Annotated in this window: 13 protein-coding genes; 3 read left to right on the forward strand and 10 right to left on the reverse strand. The window is 70.1% G+C overall.

Features of this window, described 5'->3' with window-relative positions; genetic code table 11:
- Positions 1-17 precede the first annotated feature (17 nt).
- The 4 genes from pglZ to AC061S_RS06710 all read right to left on the reverse strand — a co-directional run bounded on the left by pglZ (position 18) and on the right by AC061S_RS06710 (position 7,476).
- Positions 18-2,918: a BREX-2 system phosphatase PglZ gene (gene pglZ / locus AC061S_RS06695; protein ID WP_478684904.1), complete on the reverse strand. Its 2,901-nt coding sequence runs from the start codon at positions 2,916-2,918 to the stop codon at positions 18-20.
- Complete coding sequence (pglY, locus tag AC061S_RS06700; RefSeq protein ID WP_478684905.1) at positions 2,915-6,817, reverse strand: BREX-2 system ATPase PglY; 3,903 nt, start codon at positions 6,815-6,817, stop codon at positions 2,915-2,917. Before pglY ends, pglZ begins: the two co-directional genes overlap by 4 nt.
- Positions 6,818-7,012: 195 nt before the next feature.
- Positions 7,013-7,249 (reverse strand): hypothetical protein, encoded by a 237-nt coding sequence (locus AC061S_RS06705; RefSeq protein WP_478684906.1) that lies wholly within the window; start codon positions 7,247-7,249, stop codon positions 7,013-7,015.
- On the reverse strand, positions 7,246-7,476 hold the full coding sequence (locus tag AC061S_RS06710) for a hypothetical protein (protein WP_478684907.1): 231 nt from the start codon (positions 7,474-7,476) through the stop codon (positions 7,246-7,248). Before AC061S_RS06710 ends, AC061S_RS06705 begins: the two co-directional genes overlap by 4 nt.
- Before the next feature lie 187 nt (positions 7,477-7,663).
- On the opposite strand from AC061S_RS06710, the gene AC061S_RS06715 reads away from it, so the two are divergent.
- Both AC061S_RS06715 and AC061S_RS06720 read left to right on the forward strand, forming a co-directional pair.
- Positions 7,664-8,506, forward strand: a complete 843-nt coding sequence (locus tag AC061S_RS06715; protein ID WP_478684908.1) for a helix-turn-helix domain-containing protein — start codon at positions 7,664-7,666, stop codon at positions 8,504-8,506.
- Positions 8,488-8,697, forward strand: coding sequence for a DUF397 domain-containing protein (locus tag AC061S_RS06720; RefSeq protein WP_478684909.1), 210 nt, complete (start codon positions 8,488-8,490; stop codon positions 8,695-8,697). Before AC061S_RS06715 ends, AC061S_RS06720 begins: the two co-directional genes overlap by 19 nt.
- Positions 8,698-8,766: 69 nt before the next feature.
- Here AC061S_RS06720 and pglX read toward each other — a convergent pair whose 3' ends face one another.
- The 6 genes from pglX to AC061S_RS06750 form a co-directional block, all read right to left on the reverse strand.
- Positions 8,767-12,375 carry a BREX-2 system adenine-specific DNA-methyltransferase PglX gene (pglX, locus tag AC061S_RS06725; protein ID WP_478684910.1) on the reverse strand — a complete coding sequence of 1,203 codons (3,609 nt, stop codon included), beginning with the start codon at positions 12,373-12,375 and terminating at the stop codon, positions 8,767-8,769.
- A complete protein-coding gene (gene pglW, locus AC061S_RS06730) occupies positions 12,372-17,015 on the reverse strand; it encodes a BREX system serine/threonine kinase PglW (RefSeq protein WP_478684911.1) in 4,644 nt (1,547 codons plus the stop codon). The genes pglX and pglW overlap by 4 nt, the downstream gene beginning before the upstream one ends.
- A 158-nt stretch (positions 17,016-17,173) precedes the next feature.
- A complete protein-coding gene (locus tag AC061S_RS06735) occupies positions 17,174-18,874 on the reverse strand; it encodes an SWIM zinc finger family protein (protein WP_478684912.1) in 1,701 nt (566 codons plus the stop codon).
- Positions 18,871-22,794 (reverse strand): caspase, EACC1-associated type, encoded by a 3,924-nt coding sequence (locus tag AC061S_RS06740; RefSeq protein WP_478684913.1) that lies wholly within the window; start codon positions 22,792-22,794, stop codon positions 18,871-18,873. The genes AC061S_RS06735 and AC061S_RS06740 overlap by 4 nt, the downstream gene beginning before the upstream one ends.
- Positions 22,791-23,228 (reverse strand): effector-associated constant component EACC1, encoded by a 438-nt coding sequence (locus tag AC061S_RS06745; protein ID WP_478684914.1) that lies wholly within the window; start codon positions 23,226-23,228, stop codon positions 22,791-22,793. The genes AC061S_RS06740 and AC061S_RS06745 overlap by 4 nt, the downstream gene beginning before the upstream one ends.
- Before the next feature lie 153 nt (positions 23,229-23,381).
- On the reverse strand, positions 23,382-23,831 hold the full coding sequence (locus tag AC061S_RS06750; protein ID WP_254384480.1) for an Lrp/AsnC family transcriptional regulator: 450 nt from the start codon (positions 23,829-23,831) through the stop codon (positions 23,382-23,384).
- A 126-nt stretch (positions 23,832-23,957) separates the two neighbouring features.
- Between AC061S_RS06750 and AC061S_RS06755 the strand changes: the two genes are divergently transcribed.
- A complete protein-coding gene (locus AC061S_RS06755; protein WP_478684915.1) occupies positions 23,958-24,968 on the forward strand; it encodes an asparaginase in 1,011 nt (336 codons plus the stop codon).
- Positions 24,969-25,154: the final 186 nt, after the last annotated feature.

The following is a 25,154-nucleotide window of genomic DNA, read 5'->3' on the forward strand; positions in this document are numbered from 1 at the left end:
CAGCTGCGTACGAGCCGTCAGCGTAGATCGAATTGCAGGCGAAGAAGAGCGATATTCAGCCGAAGAGTGCGACCGTCCGTCAGTGTTTCCAGTACCTGGACTCCGTCGTAGTTGAGCAACTGACGCAGAACCGCGGCGAAACCGTCGGCCCGGGCAGCCGGATAGTCGACGCGCTGCGCCACGGCAGTGACGGGAAGGGTTCCACCCGCGTCGAGGAGAGCGCGAACTGCCTTCTCCACCTTGTCCATTGGTGGTTTACGGGCGAGCAGGCCCACCTGATCGTTGAATGCCTCCGCGGCGAAGAGGGCCGAGACCAGGACATCGTCCGGTGACACGAGGGCCGGGGAGAGGAGAGCCTGCTCGTTCTCGCCGGCAGGCACCAGAGCGACGTCGAAGAGGGAGTCGTGGGTCTGGGCCAGCTCGGCCTGAGCCTTCGTCGGCCGCTGGCGCGCCTGCTTCTCCGGCAGTACGGGCGATGCGGAGGCCGGTACGGCGGCGCGGAGGGGCTGCTGGCCGTCCAGCAACCACCACGCCGGGCGCTGGTCACCCAGTTCTCGCCAGTCCGCCGGCGGAACCGCACCGAAGGGAAGGAAGGCGAGCACGGGGATGGTGAACTCACGCAGGGAAGCGCCTCCGTGATAGCCCGCCTTGAGCGCGGTGTAGCGCGAGTCGGCGTCCCAGAGGGCGACGATCGAACCACCGGGCTCGGGCCAAACCACCCGGGGTCCGGACAGGACGATCTCCGCATCTGCCAGCTGCCCGCCCGGTGGGCGGTGGCGGGCGGAATCCGGGGCGGATGCGTCCACCTTGACTCCACGACGGTCCACGACATGGCCGTGGTCGCTGGTCAGGATCACCGCCATGCCCTGGGCGGCGGCTACCCGCAGCAGATCACGCAGACGCCCTATCTCGTCGAGGTGCCACGCACCGTCGCCCAGCTTCTGTTCCTTGGAGAGCCGGTCGTCGATGGTGTTCAGCACCACGGCGACATGCGTCCGTCCGTCGCCGAGGGCTTCGGTGAGGGCCGGCCCGAAGGTGTCCCCCGAGCCCTCGGCCCGCAGCTCGTCCTTGTGGAAGACGGCAGCCGGCGCCCCTCCCCAGAAGGCATGTGCGGGGAAGAGCTTCTTCTCCTCCGCCTGCGTTCCCTTCGTCAGCTTTCCCGCGAACAAGGACGTACGGCAGACCGCGGTGAGCGTCGGTAGGGCCGCAGCCATCGCACGACGGCGCGGGACGCCCTCGCCCAGTGGATCGAATTCGGCCCAGGAGGTACGCAGTTCCTCGCCCAGCTCGCTGGCGATTGCCGCGCTCATTCCGTCCAGGACGAGCAAGAGCACGCGACGGTCGGCGCCGGCGCGCACGACGGGCTTCACGACCCGGTCGAGGAAGGTCTCCACCGTCAGCATCGAGCCGGGCTGGGTTCCGGCGGTGGTCCAGCCGGCCAGTGCACGGGCGAAGCCGCCGTCGATTTCGTGCCGTTTCCGGCGGACCTGCTCGCCGAGCTGGTCGTAGGCCGACTTCAGTGCGGGGTCCGGGTCGCCGCCCGCTTCCACGTGTTCCAGTGCCCGGTCCACCCACCCGGTCTCAACGGCATGGCGTTGCAGGGCGTCGGCCACGGTGTCCGAGCTGACGGCCGGGTCACCGGCCAGCCACTGGGCGAGCCGCTGCCCCATCCGGGCTCGCTCCACCCGCGCCCGGGCCTCCGGCCCGTCGGCCCGCTTGTGCTCGCCCAAGGCGCGAACGGCTTCCGAGACGGCAAGGGGCTGACCGGCCGAGAGTGCGCGACCCACCGCTGCGAAGCGTGCTTCCAGACCCGCTGCGAGCAACGCGCTGGTTTCGGCGGCGTGCTCCGCACCGAACTGGCGGACCAGTACGGAGGCCCGGTCCAGGACGGTGTCGCTGAGCCGCCGGGCTTCGCGGACATCCTCCGCGTCACCGGCGGTGCCACGGGAGGCAGAGGCAAGCAGCGCGGCGACGTACTCCTCGGCGGCCAGCCCGAACCGGGACACGATCAGGTCGAGCTCTTCCCCCTTGGCGAGGGGCTGCTCCCCGAACCACCGCTCCGCCCGCCCGCGGGCCCGGTAGGCGGTGGCGTCGGGCGTGCAGTGCACCCAAAGCGCCGCGCAGACGAGGCCGAAGGCCACGGCGTCCACACCGTGGTCTGCCTCGACCAGTGCGAGGAGTGCCCGTCCGGCGAGACCGGCCTGGTCCTCCTCACTGAGGAAGGCGGCCAGGCCCTCCCGCTCCGGGCGGCGCAGCCTCAACAGGAGTTCGGGCCCGCCGGCGGACAGGGACCAGCCGAACAGGGTGTGCGTGTCCAGCGTGTCGCTGCCCGGTGCCCGGCCCGCGGACTCCGTCTCGTCGTCGTACCGGCCCAGCCGCAGCCGGCGCAGGGACAGGGCGGACAGCGCGGTGCGCCGCGAGAGCATGCCGCCGGCGACGGGCGGCCAGCCGCCGCCCTTGGGCGGGGTGGCGTCGAGCAGGGCCTCCGCGGCCCAGTTGGACTCCTTGAGCCGGGGGTCGACCTGCTGCGCGCGGAAGGCGTCGCGGACCACGTCCCAGCTGTCGACGGTGTCGATGCGCCGCTTGTGCGCCCGGGCCAGGATCGCGGGGTCCAGCTCGTTCTGCTCGCGGTCGGTCAGGACGACCAGTACGGCCGGTCCGGGCACCGTGCCGCCGAGGTGGCCGAGCAGCAGCTCGTGCACGGCGAGCGGCGAGGGCGCGGGTGCGATACGGGCGCTCAGCCCGTCACCCCAAGCGGGCTCGGCGGGGCCGTCCCACTGGGGGGCCGAGCGGAGCAGCACGGCACGGCGCCGGCCGTCCCCGCTCAGCGACCGGGCGAGGGAGCTCTGGGAGGAGAGGTACTGCGTGACGGTCGAGAGGTTCAGCCGTGCGGCAACCGTCGGGGAGGCGACGCTCATCGGCCGACGACCCGCCAGGTGATCTCGACGGTCGCACCGGGCTCGGCGACGGCCAACTCGGCCAGCTCCGCCTGGAGCTCGGCCACCGCGCGCGAGGCCGTCGTGGTGCGTGCGCCGCTGGTGCGCTGCTTCTGCGACGGGGCGGGTGACACCGGCAGCGTCGGGTCGTGGGGAACCCGGGGATCGCGGGTGGCCGTGTCCAGCGAAATGTCGGAGGGCCCGGGAGGCGCGGGCGCGGGAGCCGGCTGAGGAACGGACACGGCCCGGTTCCGCTTCACCAGCGCCAGGACTTCGCGCTGGGTCCGTACGAGCGCTTCCTCCAGCTTGTTCGTCGGCGCCTGATGACCGCCGGCCGTATTGCGGAGCGAGTCGAGGAGCGCCAGCCCCTCCGGACCTTCGGCCGAGGCGAGCTCCAGGGTGCTCCAGGAGGTCACGCCGAGAGCGTCGGCAACCTTCTTGGCCTGCTTGACCGAGATCCCATACTGCTCGGCCGTTGCCTTGCCGAGGTCGAAGCGTGCGAGGGTCTCCACCCGCTTCTTCGCCCCTGCCGCTCCCTGCCCTGTGGTGTCGGTCAGAGCCTTGAGCAGCTCCTGCGCCCCACGGGCGACGGCGAGGCGGCCGGTCTCGCCGGTCTGGTCGAGGTGCAGGAAGCCCGCGTGCTCGTCCAGCCGTGCCACCAGGGAGTCCGCCACCTCCTCGAAGCCCTTTGCCTGGCTGTTGATCTGCCGGGCGAACTGGTTGACGATGCGCCCGCGACGCAGGGTGGGCGCAGAGTCTCCGAAGATGGCGACGTACCGCTGCCGGGCCGCCTCCCAGTCCTCTTCGGAAGGCAGCGGCTGGCTGCGCAGGGCGTCGCGGTCCTTGATCTGGGCGAGCTCCGGCGCCGGGTCGAGCGGCGTTCCTTCGCGCACCCACACCCGGTCGTCCATCTCGGCGAAGGCCGCCACGACGAGCCGTACGAGGAAGTCGGGCAGCCCGCGGGGAGCGGGCTGGTCGGTCCAGTCGGAGAGCGTGATCAGGGTGAGGTCACCCGTGACGCCCTTCTCCCGGGCGAGCTGACGGAAGTGATCGGCCCAGTACGGGGACAGCTCGAAGTACGCCTCCTTCTGCTGCCCCAGGCGCAGCGGCCCGGCGACCCTCTTCATCAGCGACCGGTCACCGGCCGGCACCTCGGCGCGGCCGTCGCGGGCCTCGGCCGCGGCGCGGACGTGGGTGAAGACCCTCTTGGCGTCGGCGGGCTTGAGGACCGTCCCGGTGTTGTCGGGGTCGAGGTTCGGGTGGTCGGGGAACTGCGTCGCGAGCAGCTTGCCGGCGATGTGCCGGATGCCGTCGCGCAGCGACTGCCCGAAGGAGAGGGTGAGCCCGTCGACCTCGCGCAGCGACTCCAGGTGGTCGCCGAAGCCCAGTTCCACGTCCGCGGGCTTCTTCTCGGCCAGGCCGTAGGCCTGCTTGAAGGCGGCCTTGACGTTCTTGAGCAGGGACTCGCGCTGGGTCTCCAGGAGGCCCTTGGCGCGGGCGCGGTTGTCGGCGTTCAGATGGCCCGCGTACTGGCTGTCGAACCGCTGATCGTCGGCGAGGGCCTTGTCGATGACCACGAGCCGGCAGAAGTCCGCGTACCGCTGGCTGGAGAGGTGGGTGGGCAGCCAGGCGACGGTCCGCGACCGCTCGCCCTGCTGCTTCTCCCGCAGGCGCCGGATGCGGTTGGCGTCCTCGACGGGGCCGTACTCGCCGTCGTCGAAGGGGAGGTCGATGGCGATGCGCCAGCGGCCGTCCTCGCGGGGCATCAGGTCGTGGTCGGGCAGCTCGTCCTCGTCGGCCATGTTCCCGAAGATCACCTCGACGGCGCGGTTCGTGCCGAGCCAGACGAAGTTCAGCTCGTCGACCAACTGGCCCTGGGTGACGTCGAGTTCCTCGGCGAGCAGTCGCTTGGCGAGGGCGAGGCGGTTACCGGGGTTGTTGTTGACGTTCGCGTTGGCGATGACCGAGTCCACGTCGACACCGGAGAGCTCCAGGCGGACGCCCGGGTTGGTGTCGGTACCGGTCTCCTTGATCTCCGGGAAGCGGCCCGCCCAGTCGGCGACCTTGTTCTTCAGGATGCCGTACTCGCGGCCGGGGATCGGGGCGACGACCGAACCGTAGTTGAGCGCGGAGAGGCGGCGGATCGTCAGGTCCGCGAGGGCGGGAACGCTCGGCGCGAGCGCGGAGAGCAGCAGGGTGCCGATGATCCGGTTGTCGCCGACGAAGGTCTTCACCCGGCCCCGGAGCTCGGCGTCCGTGATGCTCTCCGGCCGGTGCGTGTACTGCTCGATGTCCTCCTCCGACACGTTGTACGTGGCGAGGAGGAACGGGCGCAGCTTCGTCCGGTACAGCTTGTCGGCGGCCTCGAAGACCACTTTGAGGCTGTCCGTGAACGGCTTGTCGCCGCCTGCGGTGATCAGCGGATACAGGTCCCCGACCGGGATCAGGTCACCGAGCCGGAGCTCGTGGCGGTGATCGGCGAGGAGCTGTCCCATGAGCTTCATGCCGGTGCGGTTGCGCTGGAGCGCGGAGGAGACGTGGACGAGGGTGTCCATGAAGGCGGGGGAGAAGGGATAGGTGAGCCGGAAGCTCTCCTCATCGGCCCCGACGCCGTCGGCCCCGCGGTCGGAGCCGAGGAGGGTGTCCCACACCTCCTGGCGGACCTTACGGGTCTTCTCGAACTCCGCGGTGATGAGTGCGGCCGACTTCCCGCCGTCGTCCTTGGGCTGAAGCAGACGGGCATGCGCGACCTGGGGGAGGTTGCGGTCCTCCAGGGTGATCTTGTCGAACCTGCCGGAGGCCTGGTTCAGGGTGTCCTGGATGGAGGACTCGGCCGCCCCGGACAGCTCTTCGCCGACCAGCTCGCGCAGGTCGCGCTGGCGGGCGATGAACGACACGATCGGGATGGCGCGGCGAGCGTCGGCGCCCTCGACGAAGTTGGTGATCTTGCCGGCTTCGCGGGCCACGAACTTCTGGTCGTGGATGAGCGTGGCCAGCCACAGGATGAGCTCGTCGAGGAAGAGGATGAGCCCGTCGTAGCCGAGGGACTTCGCGTGCTCGGCGATGACCGACAGGCCGGCGTCGAGCGAGATGAAGCCGTGCTCGTTCTCGGTGGCGTTCTGCGTGAAGCCGGGGAGGAGGTTGGTGCTGGCGTCCTGGACCAGCCGGGCGCGCAGCTCCACCGGGGTGGCGGGAGCGACGAGGTTGAGCGCATACCCGGCCTCGTGGATCTCCTCGGCGGCGAGCGCGGTGTCGAGGAGGGCGGACGTCCAGGCGAAGGACTCGCCCCACTCGTCGTCTTCGTCCGCGGCGCCGCCAACGGTGGCGAGGCCCTTGATGACGGGCTCGTCGCCCATCCGCTCGCGCATGGCGTGGATGTCGGCGAAGAGGGAGTCCGTCCGGTAGACGCGGGGAGTCGGCGCCTCGGGGTGCAGCTTCTTGACGTGGCTCACGTACTTGCCGAGGACCCGCTGCTCCAGGGCCTTCGCGCCGAGCATGTGGTACGGCACGAGCAGGAACTTCTTGCCGTCCTCGGTCAGCCACTCGTGCTTGGTGAGCACGGAGTCGAAGTCGGAGCGGGTGTGGGCGGCCGGGCTGCCGCTGAGGAGGGCGTGCAGCACGGCCATGAAGTGCGACTTACCGGAACCGAAGGAACCGTGGAGGTACGCGGCCTTGGAGGTGTGCCCGTCGAGGGAGGCCTTGATGAGGCCGAGGGCCTCGTCGAAGTTCTCCAGCAGCCGTTCCGTGACGACGTAGTCCCTGAGCGCGAGCTCGGCACCCTCGGGGGTGGTGGCCTCGGACAGCTGAAGGACGAAGTCGGACGTGGAGATCGACTCCTTGATGTTGATCACATCGCGGAGGAGGGGCGGCTGCTGGGCCATTTGTCGTCTCGCTCACCTTCTGACGGCTCGCGCCGCCGCTGTCCGTGCCGTGCCGGTACCGGGTCAAGGTTCTTCAAACATTGTCCGGCATCGGTGCTGGTTGCCGAGCCGATGGGAGAAAAATCCCACGTCTCAGGATGACAGTCGGTACTCACAGTGGCGGGGCGCGGTGGTGAGGCGAGGCGGGTCAGCGGCTCAGAGGGGCGTGCGGCTGCGGGCGTTCACCTCCGCGAGGCGGGCACGGAGTGCTTCGGGTGCGCTGACGGGCTCGGTGTCTTCCGGGTCCGCGTCCCACTCCCGGCCGCCGGTGAGGGGGCGGAGCCGGAGGTGCGGACCGAGGCGGTCGGTGACGATGCCGAGGCGGTTGCGGCGGGTGTCGCGGACGGTGTCGCCGATGGCGGGACCGGGGCGGCCGTCGTCTGCCGCAGTCACCGGGAGGCCCCCTTCGTGATCACGGCCGCGAGGGCGTGGGCCACGGGCGCGGAGCAGAGCCCGAGGTGGACGAGGGCGTAGCGGGAGTCCTCGGCCCAGGGAGTACGGATGTCCATGGCGGGCAGCTGGATCCCGGCCCGGCGGAGGGCGACGGCGAGGGCGTCGCGGGCGTCCAGGGCCTCCTTGATCTTGCGCTGGGCGGGGGTGGCGGGGCGCGGGGTGGTCATGGAGGTCTCCTTGGGGTGGCCGTGCTGCGGATTCCCGGACCGGGAGGCGTCGGCTGGCTTACGGTGCGTAGTCCGGGCACTACGAGCATGGATCCGCAGGAGGCCGGCGACACCGTGGGCGGGGTTCTGTTCCCCGGCCCGTGGCGGTAGTTCCACACCTTCCACGGAGTTCAGGGGAGGAGCCGCGATGCCGCCACGGCGGGTCGTGACGGGCCGGAGCCAGGAGCCGCGACAGCGGTTCGCGGAGGAGCTGCGGCTGCTGCGGACGGGGAGCGGGGCGAGCCTGCGGCAGCTGGGGGAGCGGCTGGGGTGGGACTGGTCGCTGTTCGGGAAGATGGAGAAGGGGGAGACCCTGGGCGGTCCGGAGGTCGTGCAGGCGCTGGATCAGCATTACGGGACGTCGGGGATGTTGCTGGTGCTGTGGGAGCTGGCGTCTGGGGACAAGACGCAGTTCAAGGAGCAGTACCGGCGGTACATGACCCTTGAGGCTGAGGCGGTGAGCCTGTGGCATTTCGCGGTGAGCGTGCTGCCGGGCTTGCTCCAAACACAGGGATACGCACGTGAGTTGCTGGCTGCGGGTGGCTTGAGTGGAGATGAGCTGATGCAGCAGGTGGAGGCGCGGATGGGGCGCCGGGAACTGTTGGAAGGTGACGGGGCGCCGCCGTTCAGGACGATTCTGTCGGAGGCGGTGTTGAGGACGGCTTTACGGGACGGGCGGGCGTGGCAGGAGCAACTGGAGCATGTGATCGAGATGTCTGACCGCCCGAACGTGACCATGCACGTGCTGCCGTTCAGTGCTGGCCCGTGTGGCCTGGATAGCACTGCCATGATGTTTCTGCGGCTGACCGATGGGCGTACGGTGGCGTATACGGAGAACGCCTACCGAGGTGAACTCATCGAGGACAACAGGCCGGTTGAGCGTCTGCAGCGCGCTTACGATGCGGTGCGTGACCTGGCACTCTCCCCGGCCGAGTCGCGGAAGTTCATCCTGGGCATGTTGGAGGAAGTACCGTGCGACCCATCGACCTGAGCGGCGCGACCTGGCGCAAGAGCTCGCGTAGCAACTCGGACGGCGGCGAGTGCGTCGAGGTCTCCGACGACTTCGGCAGCGTCGTCCCGGTGCGGGACAGCAAACACCCGCACGGTCCGGTGCTCGTGTTCCCGGCGGATGGCTGGTCGGCCTTCGTCACCGCAGTCAAGGGTGACCACCTGCCCCGTTGAGGATCGACTACGACCGAACGGCCTCCGAGAACCGTTGGTTCTCGGAGGCCGTTTGAGTTGCCGGTGGCTCTACTTCTTGGTGGTGCGGCGGCCTCGCGCAGCTGCGGCCGGACGCCAGGCGCGCAGATCGGCGTCGGTCAGGCCGTGCTCGCCCTGCACCATCTGCCGGTCACCCCTGAAGAACGCGGCCGGTGAGGCGCCGAAGTTCGCGTCGAACTCGTCGTGCCACTGCTCAAGCCAGGGCTGGAGTTCCAGCAGCCCGGCGAGGAACGGGGTCAGCTCCTCGGAGGTCAGCGCCTCGTGGGAGGCGATGTACGCGTCGAGGGCGTACGCCTGCTCCCGGTGGTCCCAGCCGGCCCAGCCGTAGAGGTCGGGCGTGGGGGTGTTGGTCTGCGCGTACGAGATGAACCGCTCCTTGGGCACGTCGAGCTTGCCGCGCGCCTTCCAGTAGGAGGGCCGCAGGAAGTCCGCCGAGGTGTACTTCGGCGGTACGGGGATGCCGTCCCGGATCTTCCGCTTGGCCGGCTCGTCCGGGGCGGCGTCCTCCTGGCGCTGGCGGTCCCAGACGTCTTCCCAGTCCTCACGCTTCTTCAGCCCGGTGGGCTTGTAGCGCAGGGCGGGCAGGAATGGCACATGCTCGTCGGTCATGAGCTCGGCGACGACGGTAGGCAGTTCCTTGCGGGGCGCGTAGATCTTGGCGACGGAGACGAAGTCCTCGTCGCGCGACAGGCTGTCGGTGAGCCGAGAGAGGCTGACGAGCGCGGGCAGCCCGTTCTCATCGAACCAGTGATCCCGGTTCTCGATCCGGTCGAGCAACCAGGACCGCAGTGCCTTCTCCTGAAGCGCGTCCCATCCCTCGGTGGCCCACCGCCGCTTGTACTCCGGCCGCTCGATCATCCCGATGGCCCGGCTCGACTCGATGGCGTCAATGCGCTTCTGGACTACCTCGCGGTACGGAGCGGGCCAGTGGGTGGGGATCTCAGTGATGGGCGTGGAGCCGTGTCGCTTGAACCACTCGTCGCTGGCTTCGCCTACGGCGATCCGACGGGCAAGAACAATCTCGAATGCGCGCTCGCCCAGGGCGAGTTCGGGAATGCTGATTGTCTCCGATTTCTCGGAGACGCGCAGGTCCTCGGTGTGCAGGTTGTAGAGCGAATACACCTGCCAGTCCAGCTCCTCCTGAAGTGCGATCATCCGGGCGCGGATGGAGTGCCAGGTGTCGCGGGCCTTGCGGAGGTCAAGAGGGGTGGGAGTGGCCTCGCTAGCGAGGGTGGAGGGGTGGCTGGCTGTCAGTCGCTGGGTGTGACTGTCGATGGCCGTCGCCAGGGCCGTGGGGTAGGAGCCAGGCAGGGGGAATTCCTGCAACTTGGTCCCCGTGAACTCAAAAGTCCAGGACCACGGCTGATCGGATTGGCCACCGCCGGACTCAGGACTACCGCCCTTGGGATAGCTCACCATCCTGAGCCAGAAGCCAGCGGTAGAACTGTTGAGCAGACCGAGCAGCCGCAAGTGCTCCTCTTCGCTGGCTCCCTCCCGCAGCTTGATTACCGGCGCATGACGGTTGAAGACACTGCCTCCGCGATCGAGGACGAAGTGGTTCTGTGTAGCCACGAATGCAAACATGATGGAGAGCGGAGTCCGATATGCAGAGGCCGTGTACTGCATGTAGTCCCACCACTGAAGACCAGCTGCGGCCATGTCCCCTTGGAACGTGCCACGCTCTTCCAGCGAGCGCCGCATGGGCCACAACTCTCGGATGAGGCCGGTCGTGTCGAAGCCGGGGGTGTAAGGGAACCAGATGGCCTCTGAGGGCCTAGCGCACCAGTCTCTAACCACGTCACCGGTCATGAACGGTCGCAGGCCACGACGATCCGCATACGTCCGATAGGAGGTGCGCATGGGTCGGAGGTAGGCGCTGTCTGCCCCGACTCGAACGGCTCGCCCGATCGGCGGCTCGATGGCTGCCTTCATCCTTTGCTTGCTGGCGTTACTGAGCAGCTCAAGCATCTCAAGGCCACCGTCGGTCAGAATCCACGGCTGCTTACCAAAATGCCGCCCGCGCTCCAAGTCGTCCACCGAGACCCACTGGCTGACGGACCCTGGGTCGTCGATCTGCTTCACGATTGCGTTCCAAACAAGCCCGTCCTCACCCTTCTCTGGCGCTGCAGGCTCACCTTGAACACTTCGTACAGTACGGATAGTTCCCGAGCGTCCACTGCCGCCTTGCCGCTGACCAATCAGGATGACTGTGGGGGTTCCGTGCCCTGGAATGTAGGCACCAGAGGTGTCGATAACCTCCGTCAGCTCCACCTCATGACCGAAGTACGTTTCGATCAGTCGGGTTCCGAACTCGCGCTTCATGAAAGAACTTGCAGTAATCTGGCCGACTTTCCCGTACCCGCGGCCGTCGGGCCCGCCCTGCTTGACAAGCTCGAAGAATCTTTGCGCAAAGGGGACCGACAAGGCGTAGGTTCCCGCGCAAGCGTCATACAGGTCCCGGTACAGCTCGTTGAGCTTCTTGTCCTTCACCTGGATGTACGGCGGATTGCCGACCACTACGTGGTATCGCCCCTGCCGCAGAATCTCCGGGTGCTCGTGCACGTCCTCCGTGATGTATTTGAACTCGGCGAGCTCGTCCATGTCTTCGGTTGCCGAACCGTCGAACAGGTTGCCCTGCCGATGCCGGTGCTTGATGAGCGAGTCGCCCACCGCCAGGTGAAGTGGCCACTCGTACTGCGCAGCCTCTGTCATTGACCGGACCCCGCTCGCCGCCATAGCCGCCACCAGCAGCCGGAATCGCGCGATGGCCACCGCGAACGGGTTCAGATCGACACCGTGCACCGAATCCAGTGCAGCCCGTACCCGCGCGTGTACATCCTTGCCCGGCTGGTCCTCGCCCCACAGCCGCAGCAGACGCCTGAACGCGCCCAGCACAAAGTGACCCGACCCGCACGTCGGGTCGATCATCTTCAGGCCCTCGTAGCCGAACTCGCGGACCGCCGGGTCCATGGTCCGGTCGAGGATGAACTCCTCCACGAACTCCGGGGTCTGGAGGAGTGCGTAGGTCTTGCGGGCTGCCTCGCTGAGGTCCTGGTACAAGTCGCCCAGGAAGCGGGTGTCCCATCCCTCCGTGCCGTCTTCGTTCAGCTTGTCCGTGAAGTCGTGGATCAGGACGCCTGCTTCATCCCGCTCGCGCCAGAACGCGATCAGTTCGCGCGCCCCGTCGTGCGACAGCGGGATCTGGAACAGCGGGTTGTGCTTGCGGTCGAACAGCAGGCGGCCCGCCTGGCCGGCTCCCAGGTCCGCGAATGCGCGCTCCAGCCAGCCGCGGAACGTCGGGTCGGCGTCCTTCGCCACGTACTCCTCGTACCGGGCCAGAGCCAGGTCACGACGATCCGGGTCCGGGGCCGTCAGGTACGGCTCCGGGATGAGTTCGTTGTCCTCGCAGAAGCGGACGAAGACCGTGCCCAGGACCCACGCCACCGCGACCTGGGTGACACGCTCGTCCAGCCAGGAGTTCCACGTCGCCGCCGTGCGGCCCAGCTTGCGGGCCTGATCGTACTCGGCGCGCAGGCGCGTGCCTACCTCCTCAACAGCCTTCACCTGCTTGCCGAGGTCCGTCTCGACCGCTTTGACCTGCTGCTTCAGGTCGTTCAACAAGGCCTTGCGGTCGATCACTTGGTGTCTCCCTCGGTGTTGTCCGTCACTGCTGTCCTGCTCGTACTCGCGTCTTCGACCCACGAGTTCGGAAGTTCGATCCACTCACCCAGGCCGGCCTGGTACGCCACGGCGACCTGGCCCAGCTTCGGCTCCGCCGCCGGTTCGCGCTGCGGGACCAGGAGCCACAGGCCGCGGCCGCCCTGGCGGGCCGCCTCCGCCAACCGGTCCAGGACGCCCATCGCGTCGTAGCGGGCGAAGACCGCCGCCTCCGTCAGGAGGACCGGGCCGGAGCCCGCCGTGCGGTCCAGCAGGCTGCGTACCTGCGGTTCCACCGCTCCCCATGCCGTCCGCGCGTACTCCGCGAACTTCACCGCTCCCCGCGAGCCCGCCTCCGCGACGTCCGCCTTGAGTAGGGTCTCCCACGTCGGCTTCGACCCCTCCGGGGCCAGCGCGTGCATCGCCTCCAGGAAGAGGGCCGTCACCGAGACGACCTGGGCGTCGGTGGGGGCCGCGCTCAGTGCCCGTACAGCTTCCTCCGGGCGGTGCTGGTGCACCGTAAGGACGCGGTAGCCGTCCCGTCGGGCCGACGCCGCCAGGCGTTCCTTCGCGCGGACCGCGCCCGCCAGCGCGGGGTCGTCCGCGTAGCGGGTCACCGCACCCACATCGGTGGCCTGGCGCCACGCGCCCGTCGTCAGGTAGCTGGAGGCGCTGTCCATCCTCGTCGGGAGGTAGCGCAGGGTCTTGGTGTCCTCGCGGGTGGAGAGAGTGAGGTCGAAGCCCGCGTCGCGGAGGGCCTTCGTCAGGGGGCCGGCGGTCGGGAGTTCGTGGGTGACTCCGCCCCGGGAGTCCGGGAGGACCAGCTCCGGGAAGCGGGCCCGTACGCGCTCGTGGACGTCCTCGCCCGTCACGCCTGGCTGGCGGGCCTCCGGGACGCCGGGGATCAGGCGAACCAGGCCGGCCTGGGTCAGGCGCAGGGCCCGGACCAGGGAGAGGTCGCGCGGGTAGATCTCCAGGCGCGGGGTCGACGCTGCATTGAGGGAGGCGGCCGCCGCCAGTTCCACCAGGCGGCGTTCGTCCCACTCCACCGAGCCGGGGGGCGGGGTGAGGGAGCCGAGCTCGCTCAGGACCGTCGTCGCCGTCGGCAGGGTTTCCAGGCGGGAGAGGCGGTCTGCCGTCTTGCCCAGGCGGGTGGCGTAGTCCAGGAGGCCGGGGGCCGTCGGGGTGTCGGGGGCGTCGTCCTCTCGGACGTCCAGGGCCAACAGGCCCGCACCCAGGGCCTCCTCCGTGGCCTTGCGGTTCGGCTGGTGCTGGAACTCCGCTTCCTCTGGCTCCAGTTGCTCCACCTCCACCACTGCCCGTACGGCGGCCAGCGCCAGTGCCCGACGCTGCTCGCGCTCGGACAGCTGGGTGCCGCGCCGCACCGCGAGGGCGTCGGCGATCTCGGCCGCGGAGGCCACCCGGCCCAGGTCGGTCAGGAGGTCCATGATCTCGGCGCGCAGGGCCTTCACCGCGGGGTGCTTCTTCCAGCGCTTGCGCTCCTCCTTGAGGAGCTGCGGGATCCGGCCAGCTGAGAGGCCGAGTGCGTCCGCCACGTCCTTCTGCTTGGGCCAGACTCCGATGTCGGGGAGGTCACCCGCAGCGTTCGGGAGGCGCAGGACCAGGCGGACCGTCTCGACCTTGTTGTGGTTGGAGCGGTTGTTGTTGAGCTCCGGGACGAAGATCGTGGCGAGGGTGTCCAGGCTGACCGAGCGGAGGGCCGCGTCGGTGAGGCCTCCCGCGGTCGTGCCCGCCGCCAGGGTGCCGAGCAGCGCGGACTCCGTGGCCGACAGCTGCGCCAGTTCCTCCTTGGCCTCCGCCCGGCCCCTCGGGGTGAGCGGTGAGATCGGGGTCTCGCGCAGGCGGTCGCCCCACTCGCGCTGGCGGCGCTGGACCTCACTGCGGGTCTTCGCGCCCAGGCCGGGTTGGTTGAGGAGCTTGCGGCGGCTGTAGTCGAGGAGTTCGCCGACCGTGGTGACGCCCAGGCCGTACAGGAAGGCCTCGGCGGCCGGGGTCAGGCCGGCAGCCGACAGGTGGGTGTCGCGGGTGACCTCCGCCGCGAGCTGCTCGCGCTGCTGCTCTGCCGTGAGGGGTTCGGCGTCCGCGATACCTGGCTGGGGCGTCGCGGAGGCAGCCTCCGCCGGCTCCGGGTGGCGGGAACGGTGGCTGGACGGGACCGTCTGCGAGGCGTCGAGGAAGATCTTCTTCCAGGCGTCCCGCATCGGCTTCAGTTCCGGGTAGCGGCGGGTGGCATCCCGGTGCAGGGCCTTCTGGAAGAAGGTGACCAGGCCGTCACGCACACCCGGTTCGAAGGCGTCCTTCGCGATGGTGGGGTACGGGTGCTCCTTCTGGTCCGTCATCCGGGGCAGCACCGAGCCGTCGCCCCACTTGGGCAGCTCGCCCGAAGCCATTTGGTGCAGGGTGACCGCCACCGCGTACCGCTCGGCGTGCGAGTCGTACGCGGTCCGGGTCAGCGTTCCGATGAACGGGTCGAGGTAGCCCTCTGTACCCGCCTCGTAGTCCTTCGCCGGATAGCCCGCCAGCGAGAAGTCGATGAGGACCAGCTCGCGGGTGCGGTTCGGGCGGATGCGGATGGCGATGTTGTCCGGCTTGATGTCGCGGTGCCAGACGCTCTCGCCCTCCAGGAAGTCGACGGCGCCGAACAGGTAGTCGCCGTACGCCTCCAGCTGGTCGATCTGGAGCCGGCCGCTCTCGCGCAGCTGGCGGGCGACCGTCTCCTCTCGGCGCCGGGTGCGGCCCGTGGGGGTCTCGCCGCTCTCGGCGCCGGGCTCGTCGCGCTCGTCGCCCACGTACTCCAGGACCAGGACGGTACGGCCGGCGATCCGCAGCGGCTCCGGCTCCACGAGCCGGATGATGCGGGAGTCGGCACGCAGTCGGCCCATGACCTCGGCCTCGTGGGCGAGGATCTCGCCACGGTTGTCGGAGAGCGCCACCTTCAGGACGGCCAGCGGACGCGTCTTGCGCGCCTCGGCCTCCCGGTCGCGTACGAGGAAGGCGCGGCTGGTCGAGCCCGTGCCCAAGCGGCGGCGGACCTCCCAGCGGCCATCCAGCACGTCGCCCGCGACGGCTTCGAGAGGATCCTTCTCGGGGGTTTCCGAAGTCGGCGGAGCAGCCGGGGTGGTGAGGGTGTCCTCGACGAACTCCAGCATCTCCAGGAACTCGTCGATGGTGGACAGGCGTTGCTCGGGCCGGTAGGCGGTGGCGGCCTGCACCAGATCGTCGATGTCCTCCGAGAGGCCGTCGACGAGGGAGCTGGGGCGCAGCCCCTCGCCCGCCTCCAGGCGGGTCAGCAGTTCCGCCTGGCTCGCGGCCGGGGCCTTGCCCGTCACGAGGAGGTAGGTCAGGACGCCGAGGCCGTACACGTCCAGGTACACCGGGTCGGCGTTGAGGGCGGTCAGCTCGGGAGCCAGGTACGGGTCGGAACCCTCCGCCAGGTGCATCGCGGACAGCGCGGTCGGGGCGAACCGGGTCATGCCCTGACCCGAGCTGCCGGTACCGCTGCGCTGCGTGGCGATCTGCCAGTCGGAGATCTGCAGGTGCGGGGAGAGCCAGGCGGCCTCCTCGCCGATGCTCTGCCCCTGGCGCCCCCGGGGGCGCGGCATCACGTGCACGGACCGGGCGGCCAGTGCCCGGTGGTGGATGAGGCTGGAGTGGGCGGAGCGCATCGTCTCGGCCAGCTGCCGTACGAGGGCCATGCGGCCGAGGATGTCGAGCTTCTCCCCGTGCTGGAGGAGGTACTCGTCCAGGCGCAGGGTCTGCGGGTGGTAGTCGAAGATCAGCGCCGGGCCCGCCGAGTGCCCGGACGGGTCGTACTGCTTGAGCTGGACGACGCCGGGGTGGCGGAAGCGGCGCAGTACGGCCGCTTCGCGTCGGGCGGCGCTCTCCACGGACTGCCGGATCGTGGCGTCCGAGCCGCGCTCGCGCAGGTAGATGCGGACGCGCGCGGTCTCGGGCAGCTCGCTGTGCTCGGCCAGGTAGTCGGCCCAGGTGGGGCCGGAGTCGAAGGACTTCCGCTTCAGCTCGTACGGGCCGACCTTGTACTCGGCGTCGCTGCGGCGGATGCCCACCCGGTCCAGGGTGGTCTTGATCTCGCGGGAGTCGATGGCGGTGATCCGCCGGCGTTCGTCGCGCGGCGGTTGACCGAGCATGGCGACCAGCTCGGTGATGCTGTAGACGCCGTTCTCGTCGTGGGCCGGGAGGCGGATGCGCAGCCCGTCGTCCGTGAAGCAGACGGCCTCGGCGACCCAGACGCGCTTGCCGTTCTGGCCGAGCAGCCCCGCCAGCTCCTTGGCCTTCTTGTTGACCAGGTGCAGCGGATTGCCGTGCGGGATGCGACGGCCGGTGGGCGTGGCCTGGACCCAGGTGCCGTTTTCGCTGGTCACCAGGCCGTGCCAGTTCTTCAGCTCGATCATGCAGGCGCCGCCGGGGGCGACGACCAGCAGGTCGACCTCCCGGACGTGCCCGGTGTTGGCGGTGAAGGTGAAGTTCGACCAGGCCCGCCACGGGTCGGAATCCGGCAGCTTCTCGCGGATGGACTCCAGACCACGGCGCTCGTGATCGAACTCGGACTCGGTGACCGTGGTCCACCGGCCATCCCGCATGTGCTGCCCCCGCTTCGTCACTCTGTGCTGGAGAGCTGCCCTGCCCGGCTCGGTCATCGGACGGCAAAGCTCTCAGGAGATCCTAACGGTGAGGTGTGACATCCGGGGCAGCTCCGACCGAAGCGGGCACCGGCCTGAACGGAGCGGGCGCCTCCGGACTACAGGCCGTGCCGGTCGAGCATCGCCATCAGTTTCCGTTTGCGTTTCTGGTCGGCGCGCAGGGCGGTCAGGTAGGTGGTGAAGGTGCCCTCCGTGCCCAGCGAGCGGTGGCAGGCCCGGGCGCTGAGCAGGAGCTCGGTCACCTGCTCGTACGCGGTGTCGCCGGTCCGGGAGCGCAGGGGTTCGAGCAGGCGCAAGTACACGGAGAGGGCATCGGCCGGTCGCCGGTCGCGGATGCGGTCCGCGAGGGTCAGCCACTGCCGCTGATCGGCGTACCCGTCCTTGGCCGCCTGCCAGGCGGTGTCGTGGTCCTCGTCGTCCAGCAGTGCATCGACGAGGGCGGAGCCCGTGGGGCCGAGGCTCTTGCGGGGCCGGGCCGCGGTGCGCAGCAGGTCCAGTGCCCGCGCCCGCTCCGTCTCGCTCCAGCATCCGGCAGCTCGGGCCGCCGTACGCAGATCCTGGTACGCGGCCAGGGAGCGCAGGCTCAGCAGTACGCCCCGGTGGACCGCGACCACCTCGGGCAGGCGGCCGGCCCGCGCGTACCGCTCGCAGACGAAGTCCACCAGACGGCTGTCGGGGCCACGGCCGGGTTCGGCCTCCCGCAGGCCGCGCTCGGCCCACTCCAGGGCATCGGCCGGGCGGCTCGCGCGCTCCAGCTCCTGGGCGATCACCAGATGGGTGGCTCCCGTCGGGGAGAGATGCGCAGCGTGGAGGGCGACGAGCGCGTCCACGCCGCCCTCCAGCTTGAGGAGTTGCTCCATCAGGTACTTCTCCGCCCAGCCCTTCGGATTGCTCCGCCAGGCCGCGGCCGCCAGCTCGTGCGCCCGCGCCAGGCCGGGCTGCCCGAGGACGTCCGCGTAGTCGGACAGGGTGATGTCGGTGGCGTCGTTCAGGTCGCTCAGGACGTGGTCCACCAGCCAGTCGGCGGTTGTCACCGGATCCGGAAGTGCGGCCAGGCAGGCATCGAGGTGCGCCTCGGCCAGGCCCGCCGCCGCCTCGCCGACCACGCCGTCCGAGTCGTCGATCTCCCCGTACGTCCGGCCGAGTGCGGCGATGGCCTCCCGGGCCACCTCCACGGTGCCCGCCGCCCTGCCGGACTCCGTCAGGACGCGCAGCGCGGACACCGCCTCCGCGGCCTGGAGCCCGTAGGCGCGGGCGTCCGCGTACTCGACGTAGCCGTAGCGGGCGAAGGGGCGGGTGTCGAGCAGGGCCAGGACGCGTTGCCGCACGGAGTCGAGGTCGTCCCCGGCGGCTGCTGCGCGCAGTTCCAGCCGGCGCCGCAGGTCGCCGTCGCCCGCCAGGTGCTCCCGTACCAGGGCGAGGAGCTCGTCCCGGCTCCGTGATTCCAGCCAAGTGTCCAGCTGCCGGCCACGGGACACGGCGGCGGCCCGCTGCCGGGGTACCGATTCGGCCTGGCTCAGTACGGTCAGGCCCACCGCGACGCAGTGCTTGCAGAAGTTCCCCTCCTGCCCGTGCGGGCAGTCGCACCAGCCGGTGAGCCCGTCCTCGTGCTCCGTCAGCTCGACCTCGTAGGTGTCGGTGCCGTCGACGGTCGCCGTGACCGTCCCGTCTCCGAACTCCAGCGATGACACGGAGGACAGGTACCCGAGGCCACGCTCGAACGAGCGTGGCCCGGCCAGCCGGCGCAGGTCGTCCTCTCCGAAGCCCAAGGTGCCCAGTGTGTCGTCCACGGTGTTCATTCCATCGGTTCGGCGGATTCGGACTGTCCGCGGGCCGGGTCGAAGAGGGGGTCGAGTACACGGTCTCCGGCCAGGATGCGCCAGGCCGGTACGCGGACTGTACGGGCCACCGGCCCCGGCTTCGCACCCATCCCGCCGGATGGCAGGCCCACCAGCAGATCGCCGCGGGCGTGCGTCAACCGCAGGTGGCGTGCGGGGTCCCGGGCGTGCGGCGGGCCCGTGTCGATCAGCACCGCGGTGTTCTCCCCGTCCGCCGTGAACAGCAGGTCCACGGTGTGACCGCCGATGACCGCGGCCCGCTCCAGATCGGTGATTCCCCGGGTCCCGAGATGGTGCTGGAGGAGGTCGGCGAGCTCCTCGTGCTCCCTCGACGACGGGCCGCCGGGCTGGAAGCCCGCTTCCGGTGAGTCGTGGAAGGCATCAGCGCGCAGCACGGAGGACCGCTCCGCGAGCAATGCGGGCAGTCCCGTCTGGCCTTGCCAGAAGGCATGGCTGCCGACACTGATCAACTGCGACTTGGCCCGGGTGACCGCCACGTTCCACAGATTGACCTGGCTCGCCACCCAGTGCGCCGTGCGGGGCGGGGTGTTGGATGTCGCGACGGGGCTCAGCACCATGACATCGCGCTGACCGCCCTGGAAGGCGTGCACGGTGCCCACACGCACCCGGTCGTCATCCGCCCATACGCGTGCCAGCGCCTCCTTCTGCGCCCGGAACGGCGTCACCACTCCCACGGTGGCGTGCTCGGGCAGCCGGGCGAGGAGTTCGTCCACCGTCCTGCGTACCGCCTCCGCCTCGGCGGCATTGCGCCACGACTGGCCGCTGCCGCCCCGGGCCGACTCGCCGTGCGGGACGTCCACCCAGCCCAGCGCCGGTGCGGGATCGGCCGCGCCCACCGGGTCGACACCCGGCACCTGGCGGCGTACGTCCGTGAGGACCTGCAACTGGCCCGCATAGCAGTAGCCGTTGACGACGTCCGCGATGGCCGGATGGCAGCGGTAGTGCTCGTCCAGCAGCAGCGCCGCCTCTCCGTGCTGCGCTGCCGCGTGGTAGGAGGAGTAGACGTGATAGGCGAGCCGGTGGTCCTCCAGGAGCGCGGCACTCAGCCCCGCCCGTACCCGGGCCTGCCGCTCCTGCTCAGGGGAGATGCCCGCGATGTGACCGAGCTGCATGGGGTCGCCGATGATCAGCGCCCGCTTCGCGCGGAACAGCAGCGGCAGGATCGCGGGGATCGAGCACTGGCTCGCCTCGTCGATCACCACGAGGTCGAAGAGCTTGGGGGCCAGTTCGAGCTGGCGCACCGAATGGGTACTGATCGCCCACCCCTTGATGTGCGCCATCAGGTTCCGCTGGCTCTTCTGGAAGCCGGAACGCTGCCGGAGGGCCTGGAGCCGCTGGCTCATCAGTGAGCGTCCGCGCACCATTGCCTCGGCGGCCACGGCGCGCGACAGCTCGCCCGATACCTCCGACAGCCCGGCCGCACTCTCCAGCCGTACCCGCCTGAGTGACTCCTCGTCCCGGGCGACTTGATCCGGTACGAGCTCGCGTACGGCACGCTCCACGCCCAGGGCGTCGGCCAGGGAGAGCAGCAGCTCGGAGGGAGCCGGCCGCTCGGCAGCCCAGGCGGGCCAGGGGCCCACGGGGCCGGAGGGGTCGGCCGGGCGTGAGGCGACGAGCGCCGCAAGCGCCCGGCCCCGGCGCCAGCGGCCGAACGAAAGCCGGCCTGCCCCGGCCGCCCTCCGGGCCCGTTCCTCCCAGCGGAGCAGAGCTGCGGGTCCGGCGCCAGGCCATGCCTCCTCCAGCAGCTCTACGGGAAGGCCCAGTGCGGCCGCATGCTCGGACCGGTCTCTCAGCAGCTCCAGCAGACGGGTCTCCTCGCGCACTGCCTTCGCTGCTTCCTCGCGCCATGCGAAGGCCCTGGCGTGGAGGTTGCGCAGCTCCCCGGCCACGGTCGCCGAGCCGCGCCGCGGTGTCTCGGCGGGTTCGGCGAGAAGCCGTTCGAGCTTCGCGGCCTCGCGTTCCAGTGCTGCCGCGTTACCGGTGCGCATGAGCAGTCCCGGGGAGATGGCGTCGCAGCGCTCGGCGACGACGTTCACCGCCTCGTTGTTGGTGGAGGCGACGAGCACGGACTGGCCGGCGGCCACGGCGGTGGTGACGACGGCCGTCACGACCTCGCTCTTCCCGGTGCCGGGAGGTCCGGTTGCCACCGTGAGCGGGCGTGTCATCGCCGAGGAGATCACCAGTTCCTGGCTCTCGTTGCACGGTCCGGGGGCCACCAGTACGGCGGCTGAGGCGGGTTCGGTCTCCGTCGCTCCTCCTGTCAGGAGCGCATCCAGTGCTGTACCGGCGATCTCCCCGGTCCGCGAGGACATCTTCAAGAGGTTGTCCACCAGCGCCTCGGTCGCGATGCGTTCGATGCCGGTGGGCGTCAGCAGTACGGCGGCGTTGTGGGCGCCGGGTCGCAGCGACTGCATCACGGACTGTTCGCTCAGCGCGGCGAGATCGAGGGGCTCCAGCTCCGGCAGGCCCAGCTCCGTCAGGAGCTCCCGTACGGCGCGCACCATCTGGGTGCCATTGCCCTCCTGCCAGGTCGGCTGCCAGCGGGCGATCAGCTCGGCGGCTTCGTCGTCCCCGAGGAGTTCGGTGACCACGCCGGTGTGGAGCGAGGGGACCCCGCTGGGGCGGAGCGTGTCCCGACCGTTCTCGTCGGGGGCGAGCTCCATCTGCTGGCTCAGGAGAGGGGCGATGCGTACGGTGGTGCGCCGCCGGCCGTCCGTGCCGCGCTCGGGGAGCGTGATGGCCGGATACCCGTACCAGTACTCCTGCAGGGTGTCGGCGTTGGCCGGCGAACCGCCGCCCGCGGTTTTGGGGAGCTGTGCCGGGGCGGGCAGGACCGAGCCGAGGCCGGACTGGATCGTTTCGGATCCCCGGCCCAGCAGGAAGTAGGCGGAGTCACGTCCCTTGTCACGCTCGGGCAGCGTGCGTGATGCCGCCTGCGCGGACAAGCAGTGGACGTAGTAGCGCAGGAGGCGCTCCCATTCAACGCCGTCTCGGGCGTCCCGTTCCGCCAGTTCACGGGCTTTGAGCAGGGCGGGGGAGCGCCGCAGGGCCTCGGCGGCGTCGTGGGGCGGGGCCGGAAGCTGGATGGACCGGGCCACCGAGCGGGCGAAGGGCAGACTGTTCGTCGCGCGGATCGTCGACTTCGTCGGCCGCTGTTCCTCGGGTACACCGCTGCGCACCATCTGGGAGGTCAGGTACTCGAAGAGGTCGTCCGGGGTGATCCACCCGCCGTTCTCCTTGATCCGACCGGTACGCAGCCCCTCCACGATCTCTCCGGTGAACCGGGAGGTGCCGAGGGAGGAGCCGGCGGGTGCCATCGCGGATGCCGCCTGGAGGGCGTCGGAGGCGGTGATGAAGTAGACCCCGGCCGGCCGCAGAACGGTGCTGGGCACCGGCCGGTCGGTGGTGTCCGCCGTCCCCTTGGCCGTCCACCCCTGGACCACGGAGCCACTGGAGCAGCAGTCCAGCAGCACGATCTTCGAGGAGGCGCGGCAGGCCTGGAGCGCCCGCTCCAGCGACTCCGCGGAGACGGCCGTGCCCGGCAGGTCGTCCGGGTCGGTGTCCCGGGTGAGGAAGTACAGCTGGTTGTCGCTCTCGCAGAACTCGCCGTGTCCGCTGAAGTACAGCAGGGCCGTTTCGCTCGGCTGCCGCTCCTCCAGGAAGGACTCGAGAGCATGCAGCATCTCGGCCCTGGTCGGTTCGGCGACCATGGCGCAGTCGTTGTACATCCCGATCTCGGTGGCCTCCAGGACCGCCTGCATGTAGTGCAGGTCGGCCCGCACGGGTGGCAGATCGTGGTAGCGGTCGCTGTCGTACGTGGACACCCCGATGAGGATGGCGTACCGGTCGTTGTCGCTCATGCCGCCCCGGTCCCGTTCGCACCGCCCTCACCGGTCGGATCGCACCCGGCCAGGAACCGCGCGATCCGTTCGTCATCAGTACGCGCCTCCTTGCCCGAGATCCGCAGGACCGCCCCGTCCGGGCGGGTGACGATGACGGTCCGCTGCGGTACACGGGCCAGCCACAGCTGCGTGGTTGCGGCGGCCAGGGAACCCCCGCCGAAGACCAGGGAGACGAGGTCGACCACCGGCCCGCCCTTGTCGGCCGTGCTCCCGGTCTCGGCTGCCGGCGGCTGACCGACGCCCGGCCGATTCGGGAGGTCGAGAGCGGCCAACGGGTCGTCGACGGCGAGTGCGGTGAGCAGCTCTCGGGCTTCGCGCCTGGCACGCAGCGGGTCCTCGTCGAGGATCGAGACGCGGCAGTCGGCCGCCGGACCCGTGCGGTTGGTACTCATATGCGCTGTCCCCCTGATCACCTCGTGCGGTGGGCACGAGCCCATCAGGCTATCGAGGGGAAACGGCCACCAGCTGCCGGGTTTCCGAGAACGTGCTGTTCATTGGCGCAAAGGTGCCGAGTCAAGCAGGGGGAGCAGCTGACTTCCCGGGGGTCAGACCGGGAGGCCCGTTGGTTCCTTGATGCGCTTCATGATGATCTGGGAGTTGACCTCCGTGACGCCCGAGAGGGCCGTCAGTTTTTCGATCCAGAGGCGTTCGTACGCGCGGAGGTCCGCGACCGCGATGCGCAGGAGGCAGCCGGGGCTGCCGAAGAGGCGGTAGGCCTCGATGACGTCGGGGATGTCCTGGAGGGCGGCTTCGAAGGCTTCGACGGCTTCGCGGTCGCGGCGGACCTCTACGGAGACCAGGACCTCGAAGCCGCGGCCCACGGCTTCGGGGGAGATCACCGCGCGGTAGCCCTGGATGATCCCTTCCTCTTCGAGCTGGCGGACCCGGCGCATGCAGGGGGAGGGGGTGAGGCCCACGCGTTGGGCGAGCTCCTGGTTGCTGAGCCGGCCGTCGGCCTGGAGCTCGCGCAAGATTTCTTTGTCGATCGCGTCCATGGCGCAATTATCACGCATGTTTTGTTGCCGAGTGGGGTGAAGTGGCAATCGCATTGCGCGTAGATCGGCCTACCATTGCCGTTTGTAGAAAATCTGTGCGGGCTGTGTGAGGGAAGGGTCGTGGTCATGGGACGCATCGTCGTGATCAGTACGGGCGGGACGATCGCCAGCCGCTGGCAGGGTTCCGGTTTCGCGGCCGATGCCGACGGGGCCGAGGTCATGGCGACCGCGCCGCTGCCGGAGGGGGTGAGCGTCGAGGTGGTTGATCTGTTCAGTGTGAACAGCCCTCGGTTGACCACCGCGCACCAGTTGACCTTGCTGCGGACCGTGCACGAGGTGCTCGCCGATCCGGGTGTGGACGGGGTCGTCGTCACGCACGGTACGGACACGCTGGAGGAGTCGGCGTTCCTGGTGGACCTGCATCATCACGATGAGCGTTCTGTCGTCTTCACCGGCTCGCAGCGGCCCATGGGGGCCGCGGACGGGGACGGGCCCGGCAATCTCTACGACGCCCTGCTGACCGCGTCGACCACGCGCGGGCTCGGCGTCCTGATCACGTTCGCGGGGCGGGTGCACGCGGCGCGCGGGACCGTGAAGGCGCAGGCGGTGGCGCTCGATGCGTTTGCCGACCCGTCGAAGGAGCTGTTGGGGAAGGTCGGTTTCGGGAAGGTCACCGTGCTGCGGACGCCGGTCCGGCCGGAGCCGTTGGCGTTGCCCGCGATGCCGGAGGCGCCGGAAGGGCCGCCGCGGGTGGATGTCGTGATGCACCACGTGAGCGGTGACGCGGTGCTGCTGAACGCCGCGGTGGCGGCGGGGGCGCGGGGGATCGTGCTGGTCGGGACGGGTGCGGGGAACGCCACGCCGGAGGTTGTCGACGCGGTGAAGGCGGCTGTCGCGGAGGGTGTGCTGGTGGCGTTGACCACGCGGGTCGCGGCGGGGCCGGTGACGGAGATCTACACCCACGGGGGTGCGGTGGACCTGGTTGCGGCCGGGGCCGTGCCGACCGGGACGCTGCGGGCGCCGCAGGCGCGGGTTGCGGTGCTGGCGGCGTTGCTCTCCGAGGGGGATGCGGGGGAGCGGGTACGGGTGCTGCGGCGGGTGCTGGCCACTGGTGGGCCCGTGTTGGTCCCCGCCTGAGGGTGGCGGGTCGGGCCTAGGGTGCGTCATTCCGGGGCGGGGTCGGGGGTGCCGCTGCGCGGGGCTTGCTCCCCGCCCCGCCCTTTCTCCGTTTCCCGGGGCTCCGCCCCGGACCCCGCGCCTCAAACGCCGGCGGGGCTGGAAGTACCCGGCAGGGCTGGATCGCCCGCGAGGCGGATGGGCGCC

It is taken from the genome of Streptomyces sp. CA189 (assembly GCF_056428985.1).